General features: G+C 48.0%; 8 protein-coding genes. All 8 read left to right on the top strand.

Annotation, left to right across the window (positions count from 1 at the left end; genetic code table 11):
• Nucleotides 1–17: 17 nt before the first annotated feature.
• Nucleotides 18–725: a fasciclin domain-containing protein gene (locus ACU37H_RS05000; protein ID WP_472703265.1), complete on the top strand. Its 708-nt coding sequence runs from the start codon at nucleotides 18–20 to the stop codon at nucleotides 723–725.
• A gap of 37 nt (nucleotides 726–762) precedes the next feature.
• Nucleotides 763–1,797: a DUF5007 domain-containing protein gene (locus tag ACU37H_RS04995; RefSeq protein WP_472703264.1), complete on the top strand. Its 1,035-nt coding sequence runs from the start codon at nucleotides 763–765 to the stop codon at nucleotides 1,795–1,797.
• A 39-nt stretch (nucleotides 1,798–1,836) separates the two neighbouring features.
• Nucleotides 1,837–5,001, top strand: coding sequence for a SusC/RagA family TonB-linked outer membrane protein (locus ACU37H_RS04990; RefSeq protein WP_472703263.1), 3,165 nt, complete (start codon nucleotides 1,837–1,839; stop codon nucleotides 4,999–5,001).
• Between the two features lie 37 nt (nucleotides 5,002–5,038).
• The gene (locus ACU37H_RS04985) at nucleotides 5,039–6,598 is read left to right on the top strand and encodes a RagB/SusD family nutrient uptake outer membrane protein (RefSeq protein WP_472703262.1); all 1,560 of its coding nucleotides are present in this window, start codon (nucleotides 5,039–5,041) and stop codon (nucleotides 6,596–6,598) included.
• Between the two features lie 78 nt (nucleotides 6,599–6,676).
• Nucleotides 6,677–7,387, top strand: a complete 711-nt coding sequence (locus ACU37H_RS04980; RefSeq protein ID WP_472703261.1) for a hypothetical protein — start codon at nucleotides 6,677–6,679, stop codon at nucleotides 7,385–7,387.
• A 25-nt stretch (nucleotides 7,388–7,412) separates the two neighbouring features.
• A complete protein-coding gene (locus tag ACU37H_RS04975) occupies nucleotides 7,413–9,056 on the top strand; it encodes an IPT/TIG domain-containing protein (RefSeq protein WP_472703260.1) in 1,644 nt (547 codons plus the stop codon).
• A 44-nt stretch (nucleotides 9,057–9,100) separates the two neighbouring features.
• Entirely contained in the window at nucleotides 9,101–10,843 is a 1,743-nt protein-coding gene (locus ACU37H_RS04970; protein ID WP_472703259.1) for a DUF4983 domain-containing protein, read from the top strand.
• A gap of 58 nt (nucleotides 10,844–10,901) precedes the next feature.
• A complete protein-coding gene (locus ACU37H_RS04965) occupies nucleotides 10,902–12,959 on the top strand; it encodes a M60 family metallopeptidase (protein ID WP_472703258.1) in 2,058 nt (685 codons plus the stop codon).
• Nucleotides 12,960–12,966: the final 7 nt, after the last annotated feature.

Raw genomic sequence — 12,966 nt, 5'->3', positions numbered from 1 at the left:
AAGATTATATCCTATTTATGAGAAGTAAATTATTGACCAAAAGATGGATCGCCATAGTAACGGTGTACATGTGCCTGGTTTCCTGGCTTTCATCCTGTACGAAAGACGACAGCCCGTTTGTGAATTACGAAAACAATGCTGATACGTATGACGGGGATGCGTTGTCCTATTTTCAGTCCAAGCCCGGTGTGTATGATTCAATGCTGCTGGTGATCAACCGGCTGCCCGGAGTGGCCGATTCTATCCGCAATGGCAACTATACCATCTTTGCCACTTCAAACAGGTCTTATACGATTGCGTTGCAAAATATCAACAACGCCCGCCGGGACTCCGTTCCTGCCTTGCCTCCCGTGTCCTTCAGCACTATGGACCAGAGTGTGCTCGACACGTTCTTCAGTAAGTATATCATCCCCGGACAGATCAAGACCGGCGACTTGTCGTCGCGTGCAGATGGTCTCGAATTCCCTTCCATGAAATACGGCTACGAGATGCACCTGCAGTATGAGGTCACCAACGCTTCGGGCTACTTAGGCGGTGGTCCCAAAGCGATCCTCTTTAGTGATACCCGCGGGTCGGTGTTCAATGTCAACTGGATCCGGGTATATACCAACACGGTAGATATTACAACAGACAACGCTACCATCCACGTGCTGGATGTCGGACACAACTTCGGTTTCGGAAACGATTTCATCAACGCCCTTAACAGGAGACCGATCAGTAACTAAGATAAAAACAATGCTAATGTTTAATGATAATAAATATATGAACCGTATTGTAAGCAGACCGGGCTTTTATGTGCTCATATTATCTGCAGCAGTTGCAGTGGCCTGTAAAAAATATTTGCCGCAGGAGCGCAATACTGTCGGTGCCGATTCACAGTTTACCATCGATCTTTACGAACCTTACCTGGGTCGTACTACTTACTTTACCAATAACTTTTTTAAAGGCAGTACCACCTATCCTGCCGACTTCAAAATTGTGAATGTCCGCCGCGTAACCGGCGATCCTGCGCCCGAACTGACAGAAGCCTTTCCTGTAAAGGTTTGGAAGGAGGCTTATAATGGCCAGGAGCAATCCATTGAAGAGATCGAAGCGAAACGGACTATCGAATACCATCCTATCCTTGAAATGAGCCCGCATACCGGCAATATTACTTTCTGGTCATCAGGTCGATCCAACTTCATTCAACCACAGCCTGATTCGGGATATCTGTTCGATGTTGAATTATCCAACTCCGGCGGACGGCGGTTCTACCGCAACCTGAAGCTGAAGCCTTTCAGGGAAAGCCCTACCATTCCTACCAATCTCAACGGTCTGACGGGCCAGCCCATCAGAGAGAACTTTGGGATCTCTGTGATTACGAATGTCGTTGGCGCCAAAGATGACCGCCGGTACCTGGGTTCGGGCGATGTCGATGTGTATATCCGTAAAGTAGAGCCTTCCACAGGGAACACGCTTACTTTCCGTTTCCTCGATACACTATTCCGGCCTTTAAACCCGTCCATCTTTAATACGACGGATTGGGAACATTTAGTGCACGGTTTCAATATGCAAAAGACCGATACATATGTGAAGTATGATGTGGCCTATCCTATTCCTCTCAGTAATATTCCGACGAGATACACTTCCGGCGATGGTATTACTGCTGCAGCGCGGTTTACCTACTCGCGGTTAGGCTTCGGTGGCGCGCGGATCAACTCTGTGTTCGGGATGAACTTCGCCATTTTCGATCCGGGTGATTGGGAAATAATATTCGCTTTTAAAACCGATGTGCCTAAAACTTCTGATGATCTATAAAAACAGGCTATGAATTTAATAAAGTCAAAATTGATTGAAATGAGATTAAGCTATTTTTCCTTTATCTTACTATTAGTTGGCAGCCTGTGGAATAGCGCGAGCGCTCAAAGTACATCGCGCATTATCAAAGGACGTGTATGGGATAAGGAAACCAGCACGGGTAAAGCGAATGTAACTATCTCTGCCGGCACACCGCCCAGGCCCATCAGTGTAACCAATGCCGAAGGCGAGTTTACCATCAATGTTGCAGCAGGGACCAACCTGAGCTTTAGCCATACCGGTTATGTCACACAAACCTATATTGTAAAAGATGCAGACAGTACGCTGGATATTTTCATTGAGGCTGGTGCTACCGGTTCCATGCAGGAGATTCGTGTGGAAGGATATCGCAATAAAACACGCGATGTCGCGACGGGATCAAGTGCTTCAGTTAGCGGAAAAGCATTACAGGACGTGCCGGTATCGAACGTAGTGGAGTTGCTGCAAGGTAAAGTCGCCGGTCTGGATGTACAAAATAATAACGGGTCTCCCGGTGGTATAGGAAGCATCAACCTTCGGGGTTCTTCCAGTATCAATGTAAGTGCCGACGGGTTTCTGACGCCTACATCACCTTTGTTTGTAGTGGATGGGGTGCCTATTGATGTCAATGCCGGTTACGAGTATGGTTTCCAGAGCAGTGGTCCTGGTATCAGCCCGATTGCCCTCATCCCGCCTGAAGATATTCAGAAGATCGACGTGTTAAGAGATGCTTCCGCTACTGCGCAATATGGTTCGCGCGCTGCTTACGGGGTGATCATCATCACAACGAAAAGAGGGCAATCCAAAACGCCGATCGTGCAATACACCGGACAGTTCTTTGTGAAGACACCACCCAAGTTAAGGTCAGTAGTAGGTGGTAAGGAAGAAAGGCTGAGAAGGATCCAGGCTATCCTGGATTATGACAGCTCGATGGCATCAGCAATGGGATTGATCAATATTAACACGCCGCTGTCCGACAGTTTGAATCCCTATTTTAACAACTCCACCAACTGGCAGGACCTGTTTTATCGTACAACCTATAACCAGAACCACACGGTGCAGGTGTATGGTGGTGATAAGACCTTCAACTATAAAACCAACCTGAACTATTATCAGGAAAATGGTATCATACAAAATACAGGCTTCAAGCGATATACATTAAGCATGAACGCACTGTATCAGCCAACAGAAGCCTTCCGGGCTATCATCAATCTGCAGGGCGCATTGGGGCAAAGGGAGGCAGGTAGTGGGTCCAATCTCTCCCAGGATGATTTAAACAATGCGGTACGATCGTCTTCTTTATTGCCGGCCTCAATCTATTCCGGAACGGGATCTGCCTTTAATTTCGACGCGATCAGAAGTAATAATAAGTCAGCCAACATCCTTGGATCTCTTGATCTGCAGTGGACGTTCGTGCCCGGCCTGACGGCAAGAAATAATTTCAGCTATAATTTTAATTCAGGTACGGAAGATGTATATATCCCTTCTTACATCAATAATAATAATTCAGAAGGGGTAACACAATACGACAGGCGTTACGTGTTGAACAACCGTACTGCACTGGATTTCGTTCAGATGTTCAATGATGTGTTCCAGCTTTCTGCCGGTGCATTCACCGAGATAAGTGCCACCGGGTTCCGCGCCAGCCGCAATATCCTGACCGGCTTTCCCAACGATGATGTGGAAGGGCCCATCGGTTACAATCCTCAATTGTCCCTCGGTGGTGTGCTCAATAATTTGTCCGACGAGCGCCTGCACGGATTTGGCGGATATGCCAGCTTCAACTGGGATACCAAGTATGTGATTGACCTGAACTACCGTCGCGATGCGACGTCTACGAATGGTGCAAACGCCGGTTACACCGTAAACCCCGCGATCAGTGCCCGCTGGAACTTTGGCCGCGAAAAGTTTGTATCTGATAATCTGAACTGGCTTAAGTTCGGCGCCTTCAGGGGAAGCTGGGGTAAGAACATTACGCCTACCGGTACCATTTTCGACGTGTACGGTAAATATGTAGTGGGACAACAATATAATAATAATCCTACCGTGTTCATCGATCTTGAAAGAGTGCCCAATACCGGTTTTTTACCGCAAACCAAAACGTCTACCAACTTTGGTGTGGAGCTGGGTTTATTCGACCAGAACCGTTTGGAGATCTATTACGACACGTATTACGAAACCAATGATAACGAACCTCAGACGATCCCGCTGCCCAATACCAGTGGTTTCCAGAAGCAGGCGTCCAACGAGGTAAGCACTGCCAAGTATGGCCATGAGCTGACATTGACCGGCCGGATCTTTAAAGCTGAAAATCCCGTTCAGTGGACGTTGAACATTACCGGAGCTTTAAACAGGAGAGTGGTGACCCGCCTGCCCGGTGGCATCCGCGAATTCATTTTTAATGTAACGGACAATGGCGTAAGCGTTCCCGTTGTATACCGGATCGGTCGTGATCTGTCCCCTTTGTTATATTATAATCAGGGTGTTTATGCAAGTACGGCCGATGTACCTGTAAATCCCGCCACCGGCCTGCGTCAGCAGCTGGGCAATCAGAGCTTCTACTTCCAGGGCGGCGACCCTAAATGGGTAGATGTCAACGGTGACTATGTGATCGACGACAGGGATATGTTGCCTTTGGGAAATCCTTTCCCTCGTGCGACCGGCGGTATCGTTTCCAACGTGCAGTGGAGAAATTTCACATTGATCACACAGGTGAACTATACATTAGTCCGCGATGTGCTCAACGCCGCTTCTGCCAGCGATCTGTCTAATTTCTCTAACAATATTTTCGGGGGGACCGCCCTGCCGCCCATTGAGGATTACAACTACTGGAGGCCTGATGCAGTGGGCAGCTCTAACGGTACTGTGGGCGCTATGTATCCGAATCCTTTTGACTTCAGAAGATCCGGCGTTTTACAACCGTTCCGTACCGATCAATCTTTGTTCCTTGAAGATGGCTCTTACTGGAAGATCGGCCAGATCACGTTTTCGTACAATTTCGCACGCGAAATGATCAGGAGGTTTGGTATGAGCTCCGCCAGGGTGGCTTTCACAGCGGCAAACGTATATACTTTCTCCAAGTATTCCGGTCCCGATCCCGAGCTGGTATCGGCCCTGGGGCGCGACAACTCGAAAGGATATCCCAATGCCCGTACTTATTCTATGTCTCTAAACGTTCAATTCTAAGAGTGGCCGTGACCAACAAGAAATAAAAAACAGACACATGAAACGTATTCTATATTTTGTAACAGCAGCTTTTCTTTTCACATCCATCACGGGTTGTAAAAAGTTTCTGAATGTGGATCCCCCCAGTGATTTGTCGGGAAATAACTTCTGGCAAACGCTGCAGGACGTAGAGAATTTTACAAATGGTAACTATGAGTTGTTCAGAGAAGCAACTACCCGTACCAATATGCAGGCGGGAGCCGGCAATGCTGAATATCCTTACCTGCCGTTTGCCGGTGAACTGCGCGGTGGCATGGTAAAAGAAAATACAGAGCTGGGCTGGGGACGGGGTTACATCGCTGACCTTGCCAATAACAACATTCGCCGCTTTGTGGATTATAATTACAGCGGCAATAACTGGCGCTCGATTTTTAACCATGTCCGTTTCACGCAATGGGACCGCTACTATCGTGTGATTGCGGCCGCCAACATCGCAGTAGACCGGATCGGTGGTGTTCCTGATCCGGCGCTTACGAGTGAGCTAAAAGCTTCTTATATCGGCGAGGCCGTCTTCATCCGCAACCTGGCTTATTTCTTTATGGTGCGTCAGTTTGGAGACGTGGCTTATTACACAGAGCCTTATTTCTCTAAACCACTCAAGAGAATGCCGATGGTGCAGGTGCTTAAAAATTGTATTGCTGATATGAAAGCTTACTATAAAGGCATGGTATGGACCTATGAAGATCCGTTCTATGTGGGCATACGGGGCATGAGAGGCGGTGCAATTGCGTTAATGATGGAAATGAACATGTGGCTTGCCGGGTTCGACGCGGGTAACAGCGAGGCTTATTACAACGAAGTGATCGCTCTTGGGAACGAGGCCAGGAATGAAAATGGCGGTGCTTATGAGTTGTTGCCGATCGAGCGATATATTGAAATATTCAAAGGAAGAAGCAAGGAGAATCTGTTTGGTATTCCTCAAAACAGGAACTATGGAGAGCGGTTTGGCTGGAGCGATTTCTTCGACCAGGTAAAATATGACCCGCTGAATCCTACTACAGCGAGTATTCCATACATGAGCTACACGTCTGATTTCATGAGAGCTTTATATCCCGAAGGGGAAGCCGATCAGCGCCTGCAATTGTGGTTCAATCCTGCAACAGTCTATAATGCCAACAGGACTTTTCAAATGAAAAAATTCCTTGTGACTGCTGATCCGAATTCGATTGATTTTAATGACCGTAACGATGCCACTCAGTGTATCTATCGTTATCCGGATATCTTCTTGATGCAGGCAGAAGCGTATGCAGCATTAGGCGATGAGGCGTCTGCCAAAGCGGCGGCTAACTGGATCCGCGACCGCGCCAAAGCCGCACCGTTTACGCAGAGCGGAGAGGAGTTGAAAGAACAGATCTTCCTGGAGCGTGCGCGTGAGTTTATCGGCGAAGGGCACTATTGGTTTGACTGTGTAAGAAGCAGGCGTATCATTGATGTGAGCTATCGATTCTGTTATCACGCAACGGTAGAGCAGTTCAGAGCAGGTGCCTGGACATGGCCTATCGATCGCAGTGCGCTGGTCAACAATCCAGAAATGACACTTAATAATTACTGGGAATAATTCAATCAACCGGAAGCGATACTTCCGTGTGAAGGATTCGGACATGTGCTGATCCTTAACAACATAAAACATTTACGGATGAAAAAGAATACGGTTTTAATAGTATCAGTTTTACTTGCCACATTTTTATTAGGGGCTTGTAAAAAAGATTATTACAAAGACACGGGTGTGCAAAGCGGAGCATACGACGGTTCCATACTGGACTACCTGAAGTCCAAACCTCAATACTTTGATACCCTGGTGAAGATCATCGATTATGCAGGCATGACCAACGTGTTTGAAAACGAAGACATCACGTTTTTTGCCCCTGCAGATTCAAGCCTGCGGAATACTTATATTTCTTGTAACGAGATCCTGAATAGACTGGGCAGAACACCGATCACGCGCTATCAACAGGTGAAACCTGCCGTATGGAGACAGGCTTTATCAAGATATATCTTCAAAGGATCGCGGTCGCTCACTGATTTTCCCCAGATTGATTTTTCCAATATAGCTGCCTATCCCGGACAGATCTATAATTCTTACGATGATCAGATCATGAATGTAGGCGCCGTATATAATGCAGGGGGAAACGTGCCTTACGCGGGTTATAGGCAGCTGGTGCTGTCTTATATACCTTCTCCATCTTCTGCAAGAGACTACCTGACCTGGACCCGGGCCTATGTGGCGTCCGTGAACGTACATCCCGAGAATGGTTACGTACACGTGCTGACATACCCCACACATTTCTTCGGGTTTGACGCGGTGAAGTTTCTGGAAACGGCGATAGCTGCAGGCATTGACAACTAATACAATTTATTACAATCATTTTATTATGATACATAAAAAGAAGATAACAGGATACGTTTTACTTTGGACCGCTTTATCGGTGTTGATGGTGTCCTGTACCAAAAACCTGATCAGTGAGGATCCGCTCTATCCACCTTCGCCCAAGGGGCTGATAGCCTTTGAAGATGCAGCACCTACACCTGCTGTGGCTGCAGAAGGATCAATAGTCACCGTTCGCGTTAACGGCCTGGGCGATAAGGAAGGCGCATTCCGTTTCTATATCAACCAGACGCCCGCGGATGTGGTATCTGTCAATGATAATGAAGTGCGAATCCGCATCCCGATTACGGCAAGTACCGGCACCTGTGCAATTGAGATCGATGGCCAGTTTTATTTTGGGCCGCTGATCGATATACGCGGCAAACTCAATATTGATCCTACTTTCAATGCCACTACCAGCCGCGCTACCGCCTCGATCAACGGGATCATTCCCCGGCCTACCGGCGGCTACCTGATTTACGGCGCGTTCCGTAATTATCAGAACCAGTCCAGCGCATTGGCTGCCATTACTGGTATGGCCTTCATTGATAATAATGGCGCGCTGGCTACCACAGGTAGCGGTTCCAGTATCCGGCCGGCATTCAATATTGGTGCCACTGGTCTCAACGGTACCGTTAATGCGGCGGTTATCACCAGTGATAATAAAATCATTGCAGGTGGGGTTTTCAGTGCTGTTAACTCCAGGAGCAATATCAGCAATATCACCCGTTTCAATGTGGATGGCTCTCTTGATACGATCGCTTATGATGTAGCAGGTGATGGCTCGTTGCCTACCGCGATCGGTCCTGCCTTCAACGGAGGGTTCACCGGTTCGGTAAACAGGATCTTCAATACTTCGGCAGGCCTTGTTGCCGTTGGAAATTTTTCAGATTACAACAGTATCCTTTATGAGCGATCTACGATCGAAAGTCCTTACATCGACAGGATCAGGATGAGCCAGGTCGCAAGATTGAGCACGGATGGACGACTCGATTCTACTTTTAATCTTAATGTGGGGACCCGGCCGGTTCAGGGATATACCAGCGCTAACGGTTTTATTTATGATGGAGTGGAAATGCCGAACAATAAATTGTTATTGGTGGGCAACTTCACCGTGTTCGAAAATCAGCCGGCACTAAGAATTGTACGCATTGACCTGGCAACCGGAAGAAGAGATGCTTCCTTCAATATCCAGGGTGCGAACGGTAGTATCAATAAGATCACTTACAACAGCACCACGCAGCGCCTATTACTTACAGGCGAATTCACTACGTTCAACGGACAGCCCGTTAATGGCATTGTGATGATCGACGAGAGCGGCAACGTCGACAACTCGTTCAAGTTTAGAGCCGTCGAAGCGGGTATCCCCAATTTCGCCGGTCAATTGAAAGACGGTAGGATCATGGTCTCAGGCACCTTCAATAAATACGACGGTATTGTGAGACCAGGCTTTATGATGCTGAATCCTGACGGGTCATTGGCGGTAGGCTATAACAATATCGGATTTTTTGATGGAATAGTCGAAGACTTCGTGGAGTATCCCAGTGACACAGATCCCAACATTACTTATGTGATGCTGGTAGGGCAATTCACCCGATTCGACAGCAAAGAGGTAGGCAATATTGTCAAGATCAGGGTGCAGAACCAATAGCGATCATTGAACCAGATTAGTATACATTTTAATAAAGCAATAAAATGAAGAATAAAATTTTTGGCGGTGTAGCAATGGTGGCGGCATCAGTATTGATGATGCTGAGCGCCTGTAACAAATCCGTTCAAAACGAGTTAGGGGAGGAAGGCCGCGCCGACACGACCGTGGTCAGGAACAAAGTATTGTTCATTATGATCGATGGTGCGGTGGGAGATGAAGTGAGAAAGGTGCAGGCTCCAACGCTCGTACAGATGGCTGACAACGCGATCTTCTCCTGGGATGCCTTGAGTGATTATGAAAACAATGCCAACGGTAATTATATTACCTGGGCTAATCTGCTGACCGGTACCGGTACTGCAAAGCACGGTGTAACAGGCAATAGCTTCGACGGTAACAATTTCGCAAATTATCCCAGCCTGTTCACACGTCTGAAGAATGCCCGTCCGGATATAAAAACAGCAGCCTTTACTACTACAAAAGTGTTTGCCGATCATCTCACAGCAGATGCGCAGGTGAAGCAAAATTTTGAAAACAACGATGTCTCTGCCAAAGATGCCGCAAAAACCGAGCTGGCCGCAGAAGCAGGCGCTGACCTGGTTTTTGTACAACTGCATCAGGTGGAAACCGTTGGTGCAGCCAGTGGATATTCAGCTGCCAATCCGGCTTATAAAAATGCGGTGTTGACGGTTGATCAGCAGATCGCAGAAATGATGGAAGTCATTGCTGCGCGTCCCACTTATCTGAAAGAAAACTGGCTCATTATGATTTCCTCTAACAAAGGAAACAACACACCCTTTGTGCCGGGGCCGGGAGAGATCTGGTCTGCCTTCAGAGACGGCCGCCACAATACGATGTTCCTGGCTTACAACTTTACACCGGTTCCCAACTTCAGGATTCAGAGCGCAGCGAAGCCAACTGTGATTCCATATGTAGGTACCAGTACTTTCTATAACGGCACCCGCACCGACAATAAGAGGGCCCGGATGCAGAATAACAACTCGATCGGGAACGTCGGCGCTACCGGAAGTTATACTATTCAATGTAAGGTAAAGCTCCCTGCTGTTAACGTAGGTTATCCCGCTATTTTATCTAAGAGAGAAACCTTCACCGGTGGCGTGGTAGGTTGGGTATTCTTCCTCGAAGGTGGTGACTGGCAGATCAACTTCGGGCAGGTAGGCCAGGGTAACACCCAGTTAAGAGGAACCAAGATATCCGACAATCAATGGCATACACTTACTGCTACGATTACGCAAGTGGATGCTAATACAAGGACAGTGTATGTCTATACAGACGGCGTTCGTTCGGCCAGTTCGATCAACATCGCCAGCCGTGGTAATCTGGATTCACCCAGTCCATTGACGTTTGGTAATAACAATAATGATAATAATACAGGATTAACCAATTATATATTGACCGATGTGCGCCTCTATAATACGGCGCTGACTGATCAATACATTCAATCCAACTATTGCCGGACCGATATCGCGGATGATGAATATAAAGACAACCTGATCGGATTCTGGCCGTCGACCAATATTGGTCCTGATAAGATCATCGCTGATGAGAGTGGTAACGGCAATAACCTGTTGATCGAAAGGCTGGATCCGGCCATCTTTAATGATGTAAGTACGAAAGTATGTCCACCTATTGTACCCGCGGTATACCGCTCTGTGCCCAACTCAGTGGATGTAGCCATGCAGGTATATCAGTGGTTGGGCGTACTCACGCCGCCGTCCTGGAAATTAGACGGGAAGACCTGGGTGCCCCAATATATTAACGTTCGATAAGCCCGATAACAAAAATATTATTACGATAAGCTGTCAAGCTTCACTTTAAAAAATGCGGATGATGAAAAATAGATTATTACTACCGTTTCTGACAGTCTGCTGCTCAGTAAGCCTGTGCTTCACGGCCTGCAACAGGGACCGCGATTTCGGTTTCGAAGACGGGGTGCCGGGTAACGGAGCCGATGGCTCCGGCGTGACGATCGACACAAGTGTCAAAAATGTCGACGCCAGTAAATATGCAAAAGCAAGGATCTTTCCGGGCCTGGTTTGCGGTAGCGAACCGCGGCTCAACAATGTAACGGTAAATATGAATTTCAAATATTTCCCGGCAGATAAGGATCAGCTCCGCATCTCGCAGCCCCCCATCCTTTTAAATAATTTTGGGAATGCGATAGGCCCTATCGTCAGCACAGGTCTTTATGCAGCGCCCGGGGAATTACTGATCATCGACGTACCGGCGGGTATGAACTCACTGTTGGTGCAGATCGGCGCCTGGACCTATGATGCCTCTGCCGTGCAGAATTCACAACGCGATCCGGTGATCTATTCCCGGACCAGTTTATCACCGGGACGAAACTACATGCGCAATCTGTATGGCGGTCCTGTGTACATCATTCCGCAGACGCCCATGGATAATCCGGTGCCACTTACATTCAGCAACGTGGTTAAGATGCCGGACTATATTTATGGGCAAACTTCTGAGGCAGAATTCCAGGCTGCTATCCGGAGCTCTTGCACGCCCTGGCTGGAACTGCGCAGTGAGAACATCATTTTCACCCTTCCCCGGCAGTTCTTTCTGGATCGCAATGTAACGGACATCGCGCGCCTGATGAAAGAATGGAATGATGCGATCCGGTATGACTATTATGAATGGGAAGGCTTGAAAGAAGTGCTGGGACCCGGTGATGACCCTGTGGACCAGGCCCCTTTACTACCCTGGCGCGTTGTGCAGGATATTACCTTGCCGCCCGGAGCTGGTGGTGTATCAGGTTATCCGTTCCGCGCGCAATACGGCTATGGCTGGTTTGATGAATTTACCAGTCACGAATATATCGAGAATGCTGCCAGTTGGGGAACCTTCCATGAGATTGGTCACAACAACCAGCAGGGACAGTACTGGAGCTGGGGATCTCTGGGCGAGACGACCTGTAACCTGTTCATATTTAAAAATGCAAAACGGTTGGGAGTTTACCCGGCCAAACATACTTATCCTGTAGATGACCTCGCTGGGAAAATGACGCCTGCTGTGGCCTGGGCTTCTTCCGCAACGGGTACGCGTAACTTCGACGGATCCGATGCAGCGATTAATGATCCGTTTGCGAGGATCACGCCATTCCTGCAGATCTTCAATAAAATTCCGGCCAACTGGGGTTACCAGGGTCAGCCCTGGGGATGGGATTTTATGCCGTTCCTGTATAAGCGGGTGAGAAGGGCTGTGAGGATCTCTACCAGCGACCAGCAAAAAAGAGACTTTTTCTTTGAAGCGATTTGTGATTACACGAGAACCAACTGGCAACCTTTCTTCCAGCAATGGGGCATTGCAGTGAGCGCTAATCTGGTGGCAAGAATGGGTGCTCAATACCCGGTAATGCGTCAAAAGATCTGGGAATATAATCCGATCACACAAACAGGAGGAAATGCCCCCAACGTTGTGCCGTTAGCAAGGACTAACTGGACGATTACCGGGAGTTCTGAAGAAACATCAGGTGAAGGAAGTGTGAACGGTAGATTTACTACATTGAAAGATGGCGATTTTACAACATTCTGGCACTCTAACTGGCAGGCGACTGCGCCCGAGCCTCCGCATTTTATTACCGTAGATATGCAAAGCGAGCAGACGTTTATAGCTTTCCAGTTGGCACAGCGCCACGCAGGCTCAGGCACAAGCCGAGCCGTTAAAACAGTAATAATAGAAACAAGCGCCGACGGAACCAATTGGACGCCGGTATCCGGAAGCCCGTTCACTTTGCAGAACATTCAGGGTTTACAAACCTTTTTGTTGCCCACTTCTATATCTGCACGATACTTTAAGCTCACTATTCCTGACAGGGCAGCGATTGTTGATGGTGACAAGTTTGCTGCATTAAGTGAAGTGGGTGTAGCCAGGCTACCATAAAAAATCA

It is taken from the genome of Niabella sp. ZPM-14 (assembly GCF_055693045.2).
The sequence above is the reverse complement of the archived record's forward strand: the minus strand, read 5'-3'. Positions and strand labels throughout refer to the sequence as shown.